Below are 18061 nucleotides of genomic sequence, written 5' to 3'. Positions count from 1 at the left end.
CCCTGTATTGTACCGGTTTTTGACGGAATGATATGAGGGGCACCTAACCCGCCGAGATTCCCCGGGGTGGCCTGAGTGGTGAAGCTCGGGCGGGAACCCTGGCGAAAATCCCGGCGGATTAGGGTGCGGTGCCGCGGTGCGCATCGGGCGGTGCACACCGACAGCGGTTAGTGCCGCGCTATAGTTCGGCGGCTACTAGCGGCTACTTGGCCTGTTCGAGTGCCTCGCGGACGGTCTGCAGCAGCTCTTCCCAGGAGACGTCGAACTTGGACAGGCCCTCAACCTCGAGCTTCTCCACGACCTCCGGGTAGGAGACGTGAGCGGAGATAGCGTCCAGAACCTCGTTGGACTCGGAGTAGTTCGGAACGATGGTGTTGCCGGTGACCTCGCCGTGGTCGGCAACAGCGTTCAGGGTTGCCTCGGGCATGGTGTTCACGGTGTTCGGTGCAACCAGGCCGGTCACGTAGAGGGTGTCGGGCAGCGCGGGGTCCTTCACGCCGGTGGATGCCCACAGCGGGCGCTGTACGTTCGCGCCGTGTGCCTGCAGGCGTGCCCAACGCTCGGAGGAGAACATCTCCTCGAAGACCTCGTAGGCGAGGCGTGCGTTTGCCAGGCCTGCCTTGCCCTTCAGCTGCACAGCGTCGCCGCCGGCAGCTTCGAGGCGTGCATCGATTTCGGTGTCTACGCGGGAGACGAAGAAGGATGCGACGGAGTGGATGGTGGACAGGTCCTTGCCGTTCTCCAGTGCCTGCTCCAGGCCGAGCATGTAGGCGTTGATGACCTCGCGGTAGCGGGTCAGGGAGAAGATCAGGGTCACGTTCACGCTGATGCCTGCCGCCAGGGTCTCTGCGATGGGGCGCAGGCCTTCCTGGGTTGCGGGGATCTTAATCATGACGTTTTCGCGGCCCACGCGCTCGTAGAGTTCACGTGCCATCTTGGCGGTGCCCTCAGCGTCGCGTGCCAGGCGGGGGTCAACCTCGATGGAGACGCGGCCGTCAAAACCGTTGGATGCCTTGTAGACGGGTGCGAACACGTCGCAGGCGTTGCGTACGTCGTCGCAGGTTGCGGCGAAGACTGCTTCTTCAACGCTTGCACCGGCGACAGCAAGCTCACGCATCTGCTCAGCGTATGCGGCGCCCTTGGAGAGCGCACCAGCGAAGATGGTGGGGTTGGTGGTCACGCCGACAACGTTGTGGGTCTTGATGAGTTCGGCGAGGTTGCCGCTGGTCAGACGCTCGCGGGAGAGGTCGTCAAGCCAGATGGAGACGCCGGCGTCGGAAAGCTTCTGAGTGGACTCAGACATGTGAAAACCTTCGATTCTTTGTCAAATGAAAATTGAGATATCAGTGAAATCTTCTGGGCGGCGGGAGGCTCCGGCTGAGTGGTCAGCCGGAGCCTACCCGTTGCGTCTGCACCCCACCCGTACAGAGGCGCCCGTACAGGAGGTGCGGTGTGCGCGGCAGTTACCGCGGCGTTGTTATTGCCTACTTAGCGGCGTCGATGGATTCCTTAGCGGAAGCCACGACAGCCTCCGCGGTGATACCGAATTCGCGGTACAGGGTCTTCGCGTCGGCGGATGCACCGAAATGCTCGATGGACACGGCGCGGCCGGCGGTGCCGAGCAGGTCGTACCAGCTCATTGCCAGGCCAGCCTCGACGGAGACGCGTGCCGCAACCGAGGAGGGCAGAACCGACTCGCGGTATTCTGCGTCCTGCTCAGCGAACCACTCACGCGAAGGCATGGAGACCACGCGTGCCGCGATGCCCTGCTCAGCCAGGGTTGCGCGAGCCTGGATAGCCAGCTCAACCTCGGAACCGGTAGCGATCAGGATGACGTCCGGGGTGCCTTCGGTGTCAGCCATGATGTAGCCGCCGCGTGCGGTGCCCTCAGCGGAAGCGAACTTCTCACCTTCAGCGTCTGCGTGCACGTCTTCACGAGCCCAGACGGGCAGGTTCTGGCGGGAGAGCACGAGGCCTGCGGGGCGGTCGGACTTCTCCAGGATGGTGCGCCATGCGACGGCGGTTTCGTTAGCGTCCGCGGGGCGAACCACGTCGAAGCCGGGGATAGCGCGCAGGGAGGAGAGGTGCTCAATCGGCTGGTGGGTGGGGCCGTCCTCACCCACGCCGATGGAGTCGTGGGTCCACACGTACAGTGCGGGAACGCCCATCAGTGCGGAAAGGCGAACAGCCGGGCGCTGGTAGTCGGAGAACACGAAGAAGGTGCCCGAGAACGCGCGGGTCGGGGAGGAGAGCACAATACCGTTGACGATAGCTGCGGCAGCCTGCTCGCGAATACCGAAGTGCAGAACGCGACCGTAGGGGTTCGCAGTCCAGTCTTCGGTGCTACGCGATGCCGGGTTGAAGGACTCTGCACCCTTGATGGTGGTCAGGTTCGAACCGGCGAGGTCAGCGGAGCCGCCCCACAGTTCGGGGAAGGTGTCAGCAATGGCGTTGATGACGGTGCCGGATGCCGCGCGGGTTGCCACGGAGGTGCCAGCCTCGAACACGGGGAAGGCAGCCTTGTAGTCTGCGGGCAGTTCGCCTGCGACGAGGCGCTTGTACAGTTCGGCGCGCTCGGGGTTTGCCTTTGCCCACGCCTCGAACTTCTCGTCCCATGCCTTGTGTGCCGCAGCACCGCGCTCAACGAGCTGGCGGGTGTGTGCCAGCACGTTCTCTTCAATAGCGAAGCTCTTGGCGGGGTCGAAGCCGAGCAGTTCCTTGGTTGCGGCAACCTCTTCAGCACCGAGCTTGGAGCCGTGCACTGCGCCGGTGTTCTGCTTGGTGGGGGCGGGGTAGCCGATGATGGTGCGCAGCTCAATGAAGGAGGGCTTGTCGGTGACAGCCTTCGCACGCTCAATAGCGGCGTAGAGTTCTGCGACGTCCTCAACGTAGTCGCCGGTGCGGGTCCAGTCCACGCGCTGAACGTCCCAGCCATAGGACTCGTAGCGCTTTGCCACGTCTTCGGTGAAGGCAACGTCGGTGTCTTCTTCAATGGAGATGTGGTTGCGGTCCCACACGACAATCAGGTTGCTGAGCTCCTGGTGACCTGCGAGCGCGCACGCCTCGGCGGTGACGCCTTCCTGCACGTCACCCTCGGAGGCAATGACGTAGACGTGGTGGTCGAAGGGGGAGGTGCCCGGTGCTGCTTCGGGGTCGAACATGCCGCGCATACGGCGCTGTGCGTAGGCGAAACCAACGGCAGATGCCAGGCCCTGGCCGAGCGGGCCGGTGGTGATTTCTACACCCTTGGTGTGCTTGTATTCGGGGTGGCCGGGGGTGAGGGCACCCCAGGTGCGCAGGGCTTCCAGGTCCTTCATTTCCAGGCCGTAGCCACCGAGGAACAGCTGAGTGTACAGGGTGAGGGAGGTGTGGCCGGGGGACAGGATGAAGCGGTCACGGCCTTCCCAGCGGTCGTCGGAGGGATCCTGGTTCATGACCTTCTGGAAGAGCAGGTAGGCGACCGGCGCCAGGCTCATTGCGGTACCGGGGTGGCCGGAGCCGACCTTCTCTACGGCGTCTGCGGCGAGGATACGTGCGGTATCTACGGCGCGCTGGTCGGTTTCTGTCCACTGGAAGTTCTCTGCCACGTGGGTTCCTTTCGCAACGTGAGTGGATGCGCCAGCAGGCTTGTGCTAGCGCGCTGTCCGTCGGGTGTAACGTGCCTTCCGGGGTGCTTATTCCCGCGCCGGTAGGTGACGGGGTAGGTACCAGGGTAGGTGCGGGGCACACGGAGTGATGTGTGCGGGGCGTCCGGAGAGTTGTTTCGACCCTTTCGTTTTAACAGGATAGTTCACTGGGCGGAAGTATCCGGTGTGTGAATGCAGACATTCACAGGGTGATACGGGGCTGAGATGGAGAAAAAGCGACGCCACAACGCGGGCTCTGCGGATTTCACGGTGAACGTTTGAGCCGTGTTTCTGAGCTATGCGCTGAATATTGTTCAGTAACGTAACAATTTTTGTGTAAGTGGTGAATCTCATGTTAAGGTTGAGCAGGAAGGTTGCGGACCGAAACAGTGGTTGGGTCGGTCTGCATCTCGGTGATTGAAGCCCCTCCTCCGCGTGGGAACTGATGATTATCTTGCTGTGGTGGCGAGATATAAGGTTCTGGAGAAGGGTGCTATCTTTTAGTCTCTGACCGTGCACACTGTGTGTGGTTGAGGCTAAAGGTTTGTGTTAAATAAATGGGCGCCGGATATGGTCGGAAACATATCCGGCGCCCGCCTTTTAACTTTCGGTTGCTTTAGCTGTATGCGCGAAAAGCGCTACCACCTGCCAGGTTGCTACTAGTCAGACCACTTGAACTTGCGCGAGGCAATAAACCCAATGACCACGGTCCACACGATGATTACCCAGTGCGGTTCGGCGAGCCACTGATGCTGAATGAAGTTGCCGCGCAACGCATCGCCCAGAGCCGCTGAGGGGGACCACGCCACAACCCCGGCGTACCAGTCCGGGAAGGACTTCAGCGGGAACACCACGCCGCCGGCGCCGGCAAGAATCACCCAGGCGATATTCACGATGGCGAGGGTCGCCTCTGCACGCACCGTACCGGCGATGAGCAGACCCAGCGCCGTAAACGCGCCGGCACCCATGAGCATCGTGATGATGGAGCGCGAGACGGCGATAGCGTCCGGACGCCAGCCCAGACCGTAGCCGAGCACCGCAACCAGCGTGAACTGAATCGCCACGACCACCAGCACCGCAATGCACTTGCCCATAATCAGACCGTTGCGGCCCAGGGGAGTGGTCGCCAGGAATCGCAGCACACCGTAGCGGCGATCAAAACCGGTGGCAATGCCCTGACCGGACAACGCCGTAGAAATCACGCAGAGCGCCAGAACGCCGGGGACCGCCGCATCCATGCGGGACACGCCGACCGAGTTTGCGTACTCATCAATCAGGCCGGTAAAACGCAGGGCGATAAGCGCCATGACGGGAAAAATAATGTTCAGCATCAGCTGCTCGCCGTTGCGGAGCATCGCCATGGTCTCGTAGCGGCCCTGCTCGATGACGCGCACGAGCGGGTAGTTTGCGCGCGGGGGAATGTACTCCTCATCCTCGTCAATGGAAGAGACCTTGGGGCGGGTGTTTACGGCGCGTTCTTCCAATCGGCGTTCTTCCGCGCGGTGTTCTTCTGCCTGAGGTTCTGCTCGCTCGTTGTTGTTACGTGAGGTGTTGCTGCGTGCGGTGTTGCTCATCGGATATCACGTCCTGAAATGTCGAGGAAGACATCCTCAAGAGTCTTCGGTTCCATGGTCAGAGAAATAGGCATGAGGTAACGCTCAGCGAGAGCGGAGGTAAACGCCGCCAGGTGCTCGGGGCGCAGCGCGCCGACCAGCTCATACTCGCCGGGCACGGAGGGCGCGCCGTCACGAGCCGGGGTGTAGGGCACTTTCTCGATGAGCTCCACACCGGCGCGCAGATGCGCGGGCAGCAGCTGCTCGCGGGTGGGGGTGGGCGCATCCAGGGTGTACTGCAGGCGGTTCGTACCGTCGCTGGCGATGAGCTCGGAGACGGTGCCTTCCTGAACCGTGGTGCCGTTTTCAATGATGTAGACGTAATCGGCGAGCTTCTGTGCGTCGTCAATCAGGTGCGTGGTGAGCACAATCGCGGTGCCGAGTTCACGCTGTTCACGAATAATGTCGAAGACGACGTTGCGGGATTGCGGGTCCAGGCCCGCGGAGGGCTCGTCGAGGAAGAGCACGTCCGGGCGGCCGATGAGCGCGGCGGCAAGGGAGACACGCTGCTTCTGACCGCCCGAGAGGCGGCGAATCGTGGTGCCGTTAAAAGCGTCAATGCCCAGGCGTTCTGCGAGCTCTTCGACCGGGTACGGGTCGGTGTACATGGTTGAAATATGCTCGAGCAGCGGGATGGGGTGCATGGCGTTGGGCAGGCCGCCGTCCTGGAGCATAATGCCGACCTTGGCACGCAGTTCCGGGTCCGCCAGGAGGGGGTTCTCGCCGAGTAGGCGCACGGTACCGCGGGTGGGCTTGAGCAGACCCTGGGCGCAGGCGAGGGTCGTGGTCTTACCCGCACCGTTCGCGCCGAGGAGGACGACCACCTCACCGGGGAAGACGCGCAGGTTGACCTTGTTGACGGCGCGGTAGAGCCCGCTGGCGGTGAGCCGTTCGGGGTATTTGGTGCGGAAGGCGCGTGAGGGTTTGAACTCTTTGATGAGGTCTTTAATGCTGAGCGCTGGTTCTTCTGCGATGGTGCGTCGTCGTGCGGTGGGGGAGGCGCTGGGCTCCGTGTGGTGCTCAGTGCGCGCCGTTGGTGCGGCGGATGCACGCCCCGGGTGGTCCTGCTGGCCCGCGGTGGTGGTCTCCATAGACAGTCACTTTCGATTTTTTCGATGAATGAGCGTGTGTGCACCTTTCATCTTATGCCCTAACTCACGTTTAAGGCACACCCGTTACGACTCAAATGTTCACCTTCAGGTTGAAAAGTTATCAAGTAGGGGTACCTAACTAGCCAAAGAAAAAGTAATTAGGACATACTTTATTTGTGTATTCCGTGAACAAGACCTCTCAGCGCGCCTCAACGAACGAGGCGCAGACCCGAAACGGCACCCGAACCGCCGCCTCGGGCTCTACTGGTGCTTCCAGTACAAAGTCCTCCGCGGCACGCACATCCAAGCGCAAAGCCGAGGCAGAAGAACGCACCAGGGACCGCGTTCTCCGTGAAGTTCTCAACAACGGCCCCGTGTCCGCAGCAACCCTCGGTGAGCTCCTCAGCCTCACCCCCGCAGCAGTACGCCGCCACCTCGACGCCCTCGAATCAAACAACATGATTGAGGTTGCGCCCATCAAGAAGCACGGCGCCGGAGCCGGACGACCCGCCCGCCGCTACGTGATCGCCCCCCAGGGCCACGAACGCCTCGGCAACGACTACCTCATCATCGCCCGCGACGCCCTGCAAATGCTCCGCGACACGGTTGGCCAGGAAGCCCTCGAAGCTTTCGCCTCCGCCCGCGCCGCAGAAATGGAAGCCCGCTACCGACCCGTCGTAGAAGCCGCCGGTGACGACGTGGCAGCCCGAGCGCAGGCGCTCGCAGAAGCCATGAGCAAGGACGGTTTCGTGGCGACAGCTCAGGTCACCGCGCCTCCTGCAGGACGAACTGTTCCCGAACACTTTCTCGCGAGCATTCAGCTGTGCCAGGGCCACTGCCCGGTACGCGACCTCGCCGGCGACTTCCAGGTGTTCTGCGAACAGGAAACCGGGATTATTTCCGACCTGCTCGGCGTTGATGTGCGTAGGCTCTCGACCATGGCTTCGGGCGCTCACGTGTGTACCACGCACGTGCCCCTGAACCGCGTCACCGCCGAGAGCGAGAAGAACGCCGAGGAATCCGCAGAGAAACCTTCCGCGTAACACTCACAGCAGTACCCGGCGGCACGCCCCTGACGAACCCGTAAGGGGCGCGACCCGCACGCTGAAACCCGCCCACACCACGCACCGCTACGCGTCGTGGTTGAGCGCGGCCTCAGCCCCCTAAACTACCGCGCCTGCAACCGGCAGGTGACGGAGAGAAATGTAATAACCATCGAAGAAAGGCCGTAATGACTGAGAAAGTTGGGCAGAACGCCAACGACACCGTCATTTCAGAGATCCTGGAGATGAACCCCGAACTCGAGGGCATTGGTAACTACGAGTACGGTTGGGCAGACTCCGACGCAGCAGGCCAGGTAGCAAAGCGCGGCCTGGACGAGGACGTCGTGCGCGACATCTCTGCGAAGAAGAACGAACCCCAGTGGATGCTGGACATGCGTCTGAAGGCGCTGAAGTTCTTCGAGCGTAAGCCCATGCCCACCTGGGGTGCGGATCTTTCCGAAATCGACTTCGACAACATCAAGTACTTCGTGCGCTCGACCGAGGGTCAGGCGGCTTCTTGGGACGAACTGCCCGAGGACATCCGCACCACCTACGAGCGCCTGGGTATTCCCGAGGCGGAGCGTAACTCGCTCGTCGCGGGTGTGGCTGCACAGTATGAGTCCGAGGTCGTGTACCACCAGATCCGTGAGGACCTGGAGAAGCAGGGCGTGATCTTCGTCGACACCGACACCGGTCTGCGCGAATACCCCGAACTGTTCAAGGAATACTTCGGCTCCATCATCCCGATTGGTGACAACAAGTTCTCCGCACTGAACACCGCCGTATGGTCCGGTGGCTCCTTCGTGTACGTTCCCCCGGGAGTTCACGTGGAAATCCCGCTGCAGGCGTACTTCCGTATTAACACCGAGAACATGGGTCAGTTCGAGCGCACCCTGATCATCGCTGACGAGGGCTCCTACGTTCACTACATTGAGGGCTGCACCGCCCCCATCTACAAGTCCGACTCCCTGCACTCCGCAGTGGTTGAGATTGTGCTGAAGAAGAACGCACGCGTTCGCTACACCACCATCCAGAACTGGTCGAACAACGTCTACAACCTGGTGACCAAGCGTGCGGTTGCGCACGAGGGTGCCACCATGGAATGGGTGGACGGCAACATCGGTTCGAAGGTCACCCAGAAGTACCCGGCTGTTTACATGGTCGGCGAGCACGCTAAGGGTGAGACCCTGTCCATCGCATTCGCGGGTGAGGGTCAGCACCAGGACACCGGTTCGAAGATGGTTCACATTGCACCGAACACCTCCTCGACCATTGTGTCCAAGTCCGTGGCACGTAACGGCGGCCGTAGCGCATACCGCGGCCTGGTTCAGGTGCGTGAGGGCGCTAAGCACTCCAAGTCCTCCGTGGTCTGTGACGCACTGCTGGTGGACACCATCTCCCGCTCCGACACCTACCCCTACGTGGATGTCCGCGAGGACGATGTGACCATGGGTCACGAGGCGACCGTTTCCCGCGTCTCCGAGGACCAGCTGTTCTACCTGATGCAGCGCGGCCTGAGCGAAGAAGAAGCAATGGCGATGATCGTCCGCGGCTTCGTTGAGCCTATCGCCCGCGAGCTGCCGATGGAGTACGCACTCGAACTGAACCGCCTGATCGAACTTCAGATGGAAGGATCTGTGGGCTAATGCCGACCAACGAAGAAACCCTGGGTTACCACTCCCCGATCATCCCCGGCATGGACCAGGAGGGCGAGAAGCTCGCCACCGAGTTCGCCCACGATGACACCCTGTACCGTGCCACCGAGGCACACCACCAGGGCTCCAACCCGAACAACGTCCAGAAGGTACTCGAAGCATCCCGTGCAGAGCGTAAGACCTCCTACAATGTGGAGGACTTCGCACCGCTGACCGGTCGTGAAGAGGACTGGCGCTTCACCCCGCTGAAGCGTCTGGGCGGTCTGCACCTGGAGAAGCTGACCGGCACCGCACCGGCACCGAAGATTACTGCACCCGAGCAGGTTCAGGTTGAGACCGTCTCCCGCGAGGATGCACGCATTGGCTCCGCAGGTATCCCTGAGGACCGCGTGGCAGCAAACGCATGGTCCAGCTTCACCGAAGCAACCGTGGTGACCATCCCCGCCGAGGCTGAGCTGTCCGAGCACGTGGAAATCGACATCACCGGCACCGGCAACGAGCCTGCCGCACAGCACATCGTGATTGAGGCTAAGCCCTTCTCGAAGGCTGTCGTGGTTCTGCGCCACACCGGCTCCACCGTCCTGGCACAGAACGTTGAGTTCGTGGTGAACGACGAGGCTGAGCTGAACGTTGTTTCCGTGCAGCAGTGGGCTGACGACGCGATCCACACCTCCGCACACTACGCTAAGCTGGGCCGCAACGCACGCTTCAAGCACGTTGTGGTGTCCCTCGGCGGCGACCTGGTGCGCGTGACCCCCTCCACCAAGTTCACCGCTCCCGGCGCTGAGACTGAAATGTACGGCCTGTACTTCGTAGACGCAGGTCAGCACATTGAGTCCCGCCTGTTCGTGGACCACTCCGTACCCAACTGCAAGTCCCGCGTGACCTACAAGGGTGCGCTGCAGGGTAAGGGTGCGCACTCCGTATGGGTTGGTGACGTTCTGATTGGTAAGGATGCAGAAGGCACCGACACCTACGAGCTGAACCGTAACCTGCTGCTGGAAGTTGGCCCCCGCGCCGACTCCGTGCCGAACCTGGAGATTGAGACCGGCCTGATTGAGGGCGCCGGCCACGCATCCACCACCGGCCAGCTCGATGAGCAGCACCTGTGGTACCTGCAGGCTCGCGGTATTCCGGAGGCTGAGGCACGCCGTCTGGTCGTGCGCGGCTTCCTGAACGAGATCATTCAGCAGATCCGTGTTCCCGAACTTGAAGAGCAGCTCACCGAGGCCCTTGAGGCAGAGCTCGCCCTCAGCAACAACTAAGCTTTACCAGGAGAAATCAATGTCTACTCTTGAAATCAAGGACCTTCACGTCTCGGTTATCCTCGACGACGAAACCACCAAGCCCATCCTGAAGGGCGTTAACCTGACCATCAACTCGGGCGAGATTCACGCAATCATGGGCCCGAACGGTTCCGGTAAGTCCACTCTGGCTTCCACCATTGCTGGCCACCCCAAGTACCAGGTTGACTCCGGTCAGATCCTGCTCGACGGTGAGGACATCACCGAGATGAGCGTGGACGAGCGTGCACGTGCAGGCCTGTTCCTGGCTATGCAGTACCCGGTTGAGATCCCCGGTGTGACCATGTCTAACTTCCTGCGTTCCGCTAAGACCGCTGTGGATGGCAAGGCTCCCTCCCTGCGTACCTGGACCAAGGACGTTAAGGAAGCTATGAAGAACCTGGAGATTGACCCCGACTTCATCGCACGTAACGTGAACGAGGGCTTCTCCGGCGGTGAGAAGAAGCGCCACGAGATCCTTCAGCTGGAGCTGCTCAAGCCCAAGTTCGGCATCCTGGATGAGACCGACTCCGGTCTGGACGTTGACGCACTGAAGATCGTGTCTGAGGGCGTGAACCGTGCGCACGAGGCTAACGACATGGGCGTCATGCTGATTACCCACTACACCCGCATCCTGCGCTACATCAAGCCGCAGTTCGTGCACGTGTTCGTGGACGGCAAGATGGTTGACCAGGGCGGCCCCGAGCTGGCTGACCGCCTGGAAGAAGAGGGCTACGTTTCTTACGTGGGTAAGAAGTAAGCTTCTTCTCCTACCGGATTCTGACAGAAAGATAGAACTATGACTGAGACTGTGCAGGGTCGTGTTCCTCAGGAAGAGATTGAGGAAGCCCTCAAGGAGGTCATTGACCCGGAGCTCGGCGTCAATATTGTTGACCTCGGTCTGCTCTACGGTCTGCGCTGGGATGAGGACGGAACCCTCATTCTGGACCTGACTCTGACCACCGCGGCGTGCCCGCTGCAGGAGGTTATTGAGGAGCAGGTTCAGGCTAACCTGGATAACCTGGTTGAGTCTTGGCGTGTGAACTGGGTTTGGATGCCGCCGTGGGGCCCGGAGCGTATTACTGAGGACGGCCGCGATATGATGCGCGCGCTGGGCTTCAACATCTAAGCTCCTGACTTGCAGATAGAGTGCCCGCCCGGTGCGGAAGGTGTATGCCTTCGGCACCGGGCGGGTATTTTTGTGTCTTCTGGGTTTTGCGTCTACCTAGTCGTTCAGGTGCAGCAGCTTCAGCGAGTGCTCATACTTGATCATGAGGCAGGTACGAGTCGGTTCCTCCAGAAGCGCCAAACGCTGCGGGTCAGTATTATCCGCAATATCGGCAAGCTTCACCAGACGAGCCAAATCATTCACACGCACCCGGCTCAGATACGACTCACGCGACTCACCCGGGCGGCGGGTCAAGGCATCAATCGCATCCACAATACGCGCCGAGAAGTGACGCGCCAAGAAAGCGAGAGAAACGCCGGTATCCTCCACCGTGTCATGCAGCAGCGCCACAATCTGCGCTTCAGCCTTCAGCTCCTCCAAAGAGATATCAGGGTGAGTTGCGGCAGCCAACTCACCCGCAAGCTTACGTACCCCAAGAGCCACACGGCGAGGGTGGGAGATATAGGGCCAGCCGTTACGGTCAGTCTGCCCCTCATGCGCCTTATCAGCGATGCTGTCTGCCAGGCGAACCATCTCTTTGTAGTAGTTATTCGACATGAGAACCTCCGTTGGTTTGAACTCCTGCGAGTTGATGGTCCCAGCGACGTTTTCCGCACCAACGCGGCACGGGTGGTAGCTGGTACCAACACTTTACTCCAGCAGCTACGCGGCGGCGGCGGAACTCGCCCGAGACGCCCCTAATACGTCAAATATGACGCGCAGAAGAAGAAAATAGGGCGTTTTATGGCTGTAAATCATGAACTTGGTGCCTGTTCTACCCGAGTTCTGGCAGCGGATACCGACCCGCAGGAGGCGCCCCGCACCTCCGCGAAAGTGTCTGCCGCCCCCTTTGGCACCGCCCGGTGTAACTCGCCCAAAATCTCATATGGTGGCAAAAAATTTCTTAACTTTTTCTGGCGAAAACGGGTGCGCAAACCGCCCAACACAAAGACAGTTTAAGCGTGTTTAGCACACACCGATACACACTCATCAAACGAAAAAATTACACGCCCTCTGCGCCCTGATAAAACATCCAAAAACCCGTATTTTTGTGCGAAAATACGCGATAAACTGGGGGCAACCAAACATCGGAGAACACCATGGCAGAGCTCTACGAGCGCTTCGTCGCTTTGTATCCCTACCCACACGAGCGAATCCGCCACGGCGCCCCACGAGCCGAACTTAACCGGCGATACCTCGAACACCTTTACGAGGGCAAGAATCGGGGAACAACCCCCATCGTGGTTGCCCTCGACCCGACCCTGCTCGGGACCATTGAGAATAACGTCTCCCTGCGTACCTCAACCCCAGTGCAGGACATCACCGCCGACACCGTTGAGCGGTACGCACATGAGCTCATCACCGACCAGCATCATTACCTGGATCAGGTCGGTGTAGAAATCGCCGCGCATGAGGCGTTCCGACAGCTGAACGAGAACGCCTACCTGCAGACCTACCGCCGTCTCATGGAGAACGGCGAACTCGGTGAAGACGATATTGGTACGCCCCTGAAAGCGGAGTACCCCTTTGAGCTGACCGCCGGCATCATCAATGAGAAGGTCAAAGCTACCGACATTGACAGCGCCGCGGAACTGCTGATTATGGACCTGCCGCTGCGGGATGTATCCGGGGTATTTGCCTACCTGCCCTTCGGCGGCTGGGATTCCAGCCCCAGCCCCGAGGCGATGCTGTCCATTGCCCGCTACTGGTTTGAACGCGATGACGCCTACCCGGCTGTTATCGCCTCGGACTTTATCGAGTTCTACACGCCGGTGCCGGTCACAACCCGCCGCGACGCCGAAATCCTGGCGGTCGAGCACACGATGGTTTCCTCGGCGATGCCGGTGCGTGTCTACCGCGGCTTCGACAAGCTCGTGGAGGCGCTCTACGGCCAGCACGACTGGTACCTGTGGTGGGAGCAGCTCCCCGCGGCACTAGTTGTCGAGCCGTTCTAAACCGCTTGAGTAATGTGAGTTAAAAGCAGGGGCGGGGTGAACCTACACGGTTCGCCCCGCCCCTTTTCGCTTATCTGTGCCTTTTCGCGTATTTGTGCAGGTCCGCTCGTGGTTACAGCGTTACGCTGCTGCGCTATTTCAGCTCGTCCACGTGCCGCGCCCGCAACGCCTTAGCGGTCGCCGTCGCGTAATCCACTGCTTGCACGACCCACGGAATCAGCAGTCGCCAGTACATGCGTTTGGGCAGATTACGCGCCACAGCCGCGCGACGCAGCGCACCCCAGCGGTCCATGAGCGCCGGAATCGAGCGGACCATCAACGCAATCAGCAAACCCAGCCGCTCAGGAGACAGACCCACGAAACGCAGCGGCGAACAGAGCCGCACAAAGCCGTCAATCAGAACCGGCAGGGGAGTGCTCACCAGCAGAGCGCGGGACGCATAGAATGCGGTCAGCATGGTCGCAATAGCATCCGCACCGGAGGCGTACTGCCCCGTAAATACGTAATAGGCAACCATAATCAGCAGCAGCAGAGACAACGTGCGAACCACCAGCCACAACTGGGAGGCGGGCACACCAGCCCACAGCGCGCACAGCGTGGACGCGACCAAAGCCACGAGCGCCACCTGCCAGCCGGTCACCGCTAATAGCAGGAACAGCCCAAAGAAGAGCGCCCCCTTGAGCCACAGCGGCGCCCGATGCACCGGCGTGCCCAGCGGCTGGTAGAAACCCACCAGCAGAGTACCGGGGTTGAAATCCGAGCCCTGGCCGGCGGGGCGAGGATTCACGCGCGGCGTGTTAGCGCCCATGGACGCCTCCTGCAGTGTCCGTGCTGTCGCCTGCATCTTCGATATCGGCGCCCTCGTTCGGGAACCCCTCGGCACACCACGTACGGTACTGCTGCACCAGCTGTGCCGCATCCCCCTGAGCGAGCAAACGGCCGTCATGAATAATGACGGCTTCATCGCAGGACGCCGCCAAATCCAGGTCGTGCGTGCTGAGCACCAGCATCTGATCCAGCGACTCCAAATGCTTGAGTAGCCGCGCGCGATTGCGCAAATCCAGCAGGGTGGTCGGCTCATCGAGCAGAAGAATCTGCGGGCGCGCCGCCAGCACGCTGGTGAGAGCAACCAGCTGCTTTTCGCCTCCTGAGAGGGTGAAAACGCTCTGGTCCTCCAGGCGTTCGAGGCCGCGCTCGCGGAGCAGTTCACGAATCCGTTCGCGGCGCTGCCCACCGCTGAGGGCACTACCTTCAATGGCGGCGGCACGGCGCAGACTCAGGTCAATATCTTCGGCAACGGTGGGCATAATCAGCTGCGCCTCCGGCTGGGCGAAGAGCATGCCCACACCCTCAAAAGCGCCCTGCGAATGACCGCGAGCGTCCGTCGAGCCGCGGCTCGGTGTCTCCAGTGTGTCGACACCGTTCACGCGCACAATACCTTCATCCGGGTGGGTGAGCCCATTGAAAAGCCCCAGTAGGGTAGACTTGCCACTACCGTTCAGACCCAGCACCGCGGTGCGCTTCGCCGTGAACTGCAGGCTCACATCCTTGAGGATACGGCGATGCCCGCCTTCGGGCAGCTCAGTGAAAACACTCACCGATTCAAGCTCAAGGGCGGGCATGCTGGTAGAGGCGCTCACCGCCTGCTCGCCTTGCACCTGCTGCGGTGCAGGCTGGCGCGTGGAGCGGCGAAAAAACATAGCTATCCTCTCGTGTGGCACATCGTGTGCCTTTAACGCTGGGCAGAAGCCAGGGACGGGAAGGCGCGGCGTACCGACAAACCAACCAGAACCGCGATCGTGGACTTCACCAGATCCCAGGGAACGAATACCATTGCCGCGCTGAACGCGGCGTCAAAAGTCATGTGGGCGTTCACCATCATACCGGCGATACCGCAGGCGGTCAGAACCACAAAACCGCAGAAGTTCGCGACCAGAGCCATGAGGAAGGTCGCACCAACCGAACGGGTGTTGCGGGTGAACAGGTAGGCGAGGGTACCGGCAATAGCGGCGAAGGGCAGGAAGCCAAGCAGGTAGCCGGCACTCGGGGAGGCGAGCGTACCCAAACCGGCGCCGCCCTTAGCGAAGATGGGCAGGCCAGCAAAACCAACCAGCAGGTACAGCGCCACGGAGGCGGTGGCACGCTTGCCGCCGAGCACCTGAGCGGTGATGTAAATGCCGAGGGTCTGGAAGGTGAAGGGAACCGCAACGCCGCCCAAGCTGACGGCGGGCATGATGGCGAGCGCGGCGATGAAGCCCGCGAACACTGCGATGAGGGAGAGGTCTGTGGCGAGGGAGGTCTTTGCCGCTACGTTACGGCGCGGTGCCTGAGTTGCCTGGGGTTCCTGGGCTGATTCGCGCACGGAATCGGTCATTGGGGTGGTACTCCTTTGATACGTATTGCTCTGCAGATTTTTCTACAGAGTTGAGGGTGGCGGTGGTTGACTGCTTGTCACAACCCAATTTTTGAACAATGTTCTATGAATGGTGTTCGGTATGTATCGTACACCGCACACCGTGAAAACAAAAGGTGCCCCACATGCGCACTCGGCACACCTGCACTAAAATTGATGAGGTGCTCCGCGCGCTCGCCGCCTCTAACCCGGCAAATCCCGCCTACCGAGCACTATCAACCCACACACCAGACCGCCATCCGGAAAGGCACCCATGATTGCTGTACAGAACCTCGAATTGCGTGCAGGCGCGCGCCTGCTCATGGAAGAGGTCACCTTCCGCATCGATAAGGGCGACAAGATTGGTCTGGTGGGCCGCAACGGTGCCGGTAAGACCACCATGACTAAGGTGCTTGCCGGTCTGACCCTGCCCGCTGACGGTACGGTGACCCGCAGCGGCACTATCGGCTACCTTCCGCAGGACCCGAAGGTGGATGACATGAGCCAGCTGGCGCGTGACCGCATCCTTTCGGCGCGTGGCCTGGACGGTGTGGCGCGCAAGATGCGTCAGGCGCAGGATGATATGGCGAGTGAGGACCCGGCGGCGCGCGCTAAGGGTATGCGCCGCTACGACCGTCTTGAGGCTGAGTTCATTGCTGGCGGCGGCTACGCGGCTGAGTCGGAGGCAGCGGTCATCACCTCCAACCTGGACCTGCCGGAGCGTGTGCTCGCCCAGCCGCTGTCTACTCTGTCGGGTGGTCAGCGTCGCCGCGTGGAGCTGGCGCGTATTCTTTTCTCCAATGCGGACACCATGCTGCTGGACGAGCCGACCAACCACCTGGACGCCGACTCGATTCTGTGGTTGCGCGATTTCTTGAAGAACTTCTCGGGTGGCCTGATGGTCATTAGCCACGATGTTGACCTGATGGAGCTGGTCGTCAACCGCGTCTTCTACCTGGATGCGAACCGCTGCGTGATTGACCAGTACAACATGGGCTGGAAGAACTACCTGACTCAGCGTGAGCAGGATGAGCACCGCCGCAAGCGTGAGCGTGCGAACGCGCAGAAGAAGGCGAATGCTCTGATGGAGCAGGCGAATAAGATGCGCGCGAAGGCGACGAAGGCTGTGGCTGCTCAGCAGATGATTAAGCGTGCTGAGAAGCTTCTACGCGGCCTGGAGGATGAGCGTCAGAGCGATAAGGTTGCGGCGATTCGCTTCCCGGATCCGGCACCGTGCGGTAAGACTCCGCTCTCTGCCCAGGGCCTGTCGAAGTCCTATGGCTCTCTGGAGATTTTCACGGACGTTGATTTGGCGATTGACCGCGGTTCGCGCGTGGTGGTGCTGGGCCTGAATGGTGCCGGTAAGACCACTCTGCTGCGCATGCTGGCGGGTTCCACTCAGCCCGATACGGGTGAGGTTGTGTACGGTCACGGCGCGAAGCTGGGCTATTTTGCGCAGGAACACGAAATTCTGGATGGCGACCGCACCGTCTTTGAGAACATGAAGTCTGCCGCCCCGGATCTGGATGACACCCGCGTGCGTACGATTCTGGGTTCGTTCCTGTTCTCCGGTGATGACGTGGATAAGCCTGCCGGCGTTCTTTCTGGCGGCGAGAAGACCCGTCTGTCGCTGGCAACTCTGGGGGCGTCGAGTGCGAACGTGCTGCTGCTGGATGAGCCGACCAATAACCTGGACCCCGCCTCGCGCGAGGAGATTCTGAACGCGCTGAAGGCGTACCAGGGTGCAATCGTGATGGTTTCTCACGATGAGGGCGCCGTGGAGGCGCTGGATCCGGAGCGTGTGCTGCTTCTGCCGGATGCGGTGGAGGACCTGTGGTCGAAGGATTACCAGGATCTAATTTCGCTGGCTTAAAGCGTAATCCGCTGGCGTAAAAGCTGACATAAAAGTACAGGGAGGCCCCGGTACCGTGTGGTGCCGGGGCCTCCCCTGTGTATTGCGGTGTATTGCGCGCTGTATTTATTGTTCTCCGCGTATTTCTGTGGTCTAAACATGTGCTGCGGATATATTGCTGGCATTTTTCTGGTGCATATCGCAGAAAAATGTGACCTGACCCGTGGGGTTGTATTGTTTTCTGATCATATGTGGTGTAATTGCTTTCCCGTGCATGTGATTTGTGGGTTCTGACACACGAAACTCGCGGCGTATTTGACGGGAAATCATGTTGCCTTGTGGGTTTTTCTGAGGGAAAGAAAAGCTCTCAGTCGATATTTCAG

Annotated in this window: 16 protein-coding genes; 7 read left to right on the top strand and 9 right to left on the bottom strand. The window is 60.8% G+C overall.

All coding sequences use genetic code 11. The features are described from left to right. Positions 1 to 202 precede the first annotated feature (202 nt). The 4 genes from tal to HXO69_RS03505 all read right to left on the bottom strand — a co-directional run bounded on the left by tal (position 203) and on the right by HXO69_RS03505 (position 6330). Positions 203 to 1303, bottom strand: coding sequence for a transaldolase (gene tal / locus HXO69_RS03520; protein WP_296545335.1), 1101 nt, complete (start codon positions 1301 to 1303; stop codon positions 203 to 205). A gap of 181 nt (positions 1304 to 1484) precedes the next feature. Beyond that, positions 1485 to 3587 carry a transketolase gene (gene tkt / locus HXO69_RS03515; protein ID WP_296545333.1) on the bottom strand — a complete coding sequence of 701 codons (2103 nt, stop codon included), beginning with the start codon at positions 3585 to 3587 and terminating at the stop codon, positions 1485 to 1487. A gap of 698 nt (positions 3588 to 4285) precedes the next feature. Further along, the gene (locus tag HXO69_RS03510; RefSeq protein WP_296545332.1) at positions 4286 to 5200 is read right to left on the bottom strand and encodes an ABC transporter permease; all 915 of its coding nucleotides are present in this window, start codon (positions 5198 to 5200) and stop codon (positions 4286 to 4288) included. Next, a complete protein-coding gene (locus HXO69_RS03505; protein ID WP_296545330.1) occupies positions 5197 to 6330 on the bottom strand; it encodes an ABC transporter ATP-binding protein in 1134 nt (377 codons plus the stop codon). The genes HXO69_RS03510 and HXO69_RS03505 overlap by 4 nt, the downstream gene beginning before the upstream one ends. 176 nt (positions 6331 to 6506) lie before the next feature. On the opposite strand from HXO69_RS03505, the gene HXO69_RS03500 reads away from it, so the two are divergent. The 5 genes from HXO69_RS03500 to HXO69_RS03480 all read left to right on the top strand — a co-directional run bounded on the left by HXO69_RS03500 (position 6507) and on the right by HXO69_RS03480 (position 11440). Then, positions 6507 to 7373: a metalloregulator ArsR/SmtB family transcription factor gene (locus HXO69_RS03500; RefSeq protein WP_070830764.1), complete on the top strand. Its 867-nt coding sequence runs from the start codon at positions 6507 to 6509 to the stop codon at positions 7371 to 7373. Between the two features lie 188 nt (positions 7374 to 7561). Then, positions 7562 to 9019: a Fe-S cluster assembly protein SufB gene (sufB, locus tag HXO69_RS03495; RefSeq protein WP_070830766.1), complete on the top strand. Its 1458-nt coding sequence runs from the start codon at positions 7562 to 7564 to the stop codon at positions 9017 to 9019. After that, positions 9019 to 10293 carry a Fe-S cluster assembly protein SufD gene (gene sufD, locus HXO69_RS03490; RefSeq protein ID WP_296545326.1) on the top strand — a complete coding sequence of 425 codons (1275 nt, stop codon included), beginning with the start codon at positions 9019 to 9021 and terminating at the stop codon, positions 10291 to 10293. Before sufB ends, sufD begins: the two co-directional genes overlap by 1 nt. A 19-nt stretch (positions 10294 to 10312) precedes the next feature. Continuing rightward, entirely contained in the window at positions 10313 to 11071 is a 759-nt protein-coding gene (gene sufC / locus HXO69_RS03485; RefSeq protein WP_005509109.1) for a Fe-S cluster assembly ATPase SufC, read from the top strand. Between the two features lie 39 nt (positions 11072 to 11110). Further along, entirely contained in the window at positions 11111 to 11440 is a 330-nt protein-coding gene (locus tag HXO69_RS03480) for a metal-sulfur cluster assembly factor (RefSeq protein ID WP_294641102.1), read from the top strand. A 96-nt stretch (positions 11441 to 11536) separates the two neighbouring features. Here HXO69_RS03480 and HXO69_RS03475 read toward each other — a convergent pair whose 3' ends face one another. After that, positions 11537 to 12037 carry an HD domain-containing protein gene (locus HXO69_RS03475; RefSeq protein ID WP_070690255.1) on the bottom strand — a complete coding sequence of 167 codons (501 nt, stop codon included), beginning with the start codon at positions 12035 to 12037 and terminating at the stop codon, positions 11537 to 11539. Positions 12038 to 12579: 542 nt separating this feature from the next. Between HXO69_RS03475 and HXO69_RS03470 the strand changes: the two genes are divergently transcribed. Then, positions 12580 to 13434 carry a DUF4253 domain-containing protein gene (locus HXO69_RS03470; protein WP_296545320.1) on the top strand — a complete coding sequence of 285 codons (855 nt, stop codon included), beginning with the start codon at positions 12580 to 12582 and terminating at the stop codon, positions 13432 to 13434. A gap of 133 nt (positions 13435 to 13567) precedes the next feature. On the opposite strand, the gene HXO69_RS03465 is transcribed toward HXO69_RS03470, so the two are convergent. The 3 genes from HXO69_RS03465 to HXO69_RS03455 are packed head-to-tail and all read right to left on the bottom strand — an operon-like array spanning position 13568 to position 15808. Then, positions 13568 to 14242 carry an energy-coupling factor transporter transmembrane protein EcfT gene (locus tag HXO69_RS03465; RefSeq protein WP_296545319.1) on the bottom strand — a complete coding sequence of 225 codons (675 nt, stop codon included), beginning with the start codon at positions 14240 to 14242 and terminating at the stop codon, positions 13568 to 13570. Then, positions 14232 to 15134, bottom strand: coding sequence for an energy-coupling factor ABC transporter ATP-binding protein (locus HXO69_RS03460; RefSeq protein ID WP_296545318.1), 903 nt, complete (start codon positions 15132 to 15134; stop codon positions 14232 to 14234). Before HXO69_RS03460 ends, HXO69_RS03465 begins: the two co-directional genes overlap by 11 nt. A 32-nt stretch (positions 15135 to 15166) precedes the next feature. After that, complete coding sequence (locus HXO69_RS03455; RefSeq protein WP_049341262.1) at positions 15167 to 15808, bottom strand: biotin transporter BioY; 642 nt, start codon at positions 15806 to 15808, stop codon at positions 15167 to 15169. A gap of 292 nt (positions 15809 to 16100) precedes the next feature. On the opposite strand from HXO69_RS03455, the gene HXO69_RS03450 reads away from it, so the two are divergent. Then, positions 16101 to 17699, top strand: coding sequence for an ABC-F family ATP-binding cassette domain-containing protein (locus tag HXO69_RS03450; protein WP_296545316.1), 1599 nt, complete (start codon positions 16101 to 16103; stop codon positions 17697 to 17699). Positions 17700 to 17831: 132 nt separating this feature from the next. Here the strand turns inward: HXO69_RS03450 and HXO69_RS03445 are convergent. Further along, on the bottom strand, positions 17832 to 18061 hold a 230-nt coding region (locus HXO69_RS03445), incomplete at its 5' end, for a hypothetical protein (RefSeq protein WP_296545315.1).

Source organism: Rothia sp. (in: high G+C Gram-positive bacteria) (assembly GCF_015265375.1).
Lineage (GTDB): Bacteria > Actinomycetota > Actinomycetes > Actinomycetales > Micrococcaceae > Rothia.
This window is presented reverse-complemented; position numbering and strand designations above follow the sequence as displayed.

Excerpts from the sequence above, each read along its gene's own strand:
- HXO69_RS03460 (WP_296545318.1), bottom strand. The coding sequence starts at position 15,134 with ATGTTTTTTCGCCGCTCCACGCGCCAGCCTGCACCGCAGCAGGTGCAA.
- sufB (WP_070830766.1), top strand. The coding sequence starts at position 7,562 with ATGACTGAGAAAGTTGGGCAGAACGCCAACGACACCGTCATTTCAGAG.
- HXO69_RS03470 (WP_296545320.1), top strand. The coding sequence starts at position 12,580 with ATGGCAGAGCTCTACGAGCGCTTCGTCGCTTTGTATCCCTACCCACAC.
- HXO69_RS03505 (WP_296545330.1), bottom strand. The coding sequence starts at position 6,330 with ATGGAGACCACCACCGCGGGCCAGCAGGACCACCCGGGGCGTGCATCC.
- HXO69_RS03465 (WP_296545319.1), bottom strand. The coding sequence starts at position 14,242 with ATGGGCGCTAACACGCCGCGCGTGAATCCTCGCCCCGCCGGCCAGGGC.
- tal (WP_296545335.1), bottom strand. The coding sequence starts at position 1,303 with ATGTCTGAGTCCACTCAGAAGCTTTCCGACGCCGGCGTCTCCATCTGG.
- sufC (WP_005509109.1), top strand. The coding sequence starts at position 10,313 with ATGTCTACTCTTGAAATCAAGGACCTTCACGTCTCGGTTATCCTCGAC.
- HXO69_RS03455 (WP_049341262.1), bottom strand. The coding sequence starts at position 15,808 with ATGACCGATTCCGTGCGCGAATCAGCCCAGGAACCCCAGGCAACTCAG.
- HXO69_RS03510 (WP_296545332.1), bottom strand. The coding sequence starts at position 5,200 with ATGAGCAACACCGCACGCAGCAACACCTCACGTAACAACAACGAGCGA.
- HXO69_RS03475 (WP_070690255.1), bottom strand. The coding sequence starts at position 12,037 with ATGTCGAATAACTACTACAAAGAGATGGTTCGCCTGGCAGACAGCATC.
- HXO69_RS03480 (WP_294641102.1), top strand. The coding sequence starts at position 11,111 with ATGACTGAGACTGTGCAGGGTCGTGTTCCTCAGGAAGAGATTGAGGAA.
- sufD (WP_296545326.1), top strand. The coding sequence starts at position 9,019 with ATGCCGACCAACGAAGAAACCCTGGGTTACCACTCCCCGATCATCCCC.
- HXO69_RS03450 (WP_296545316.1), top strand. The coding sequence starts at position 16,101 with ATGATTGCTGTACAGAACCTCGAATTGCGTGCAGGCGCGCGCCTGCTC.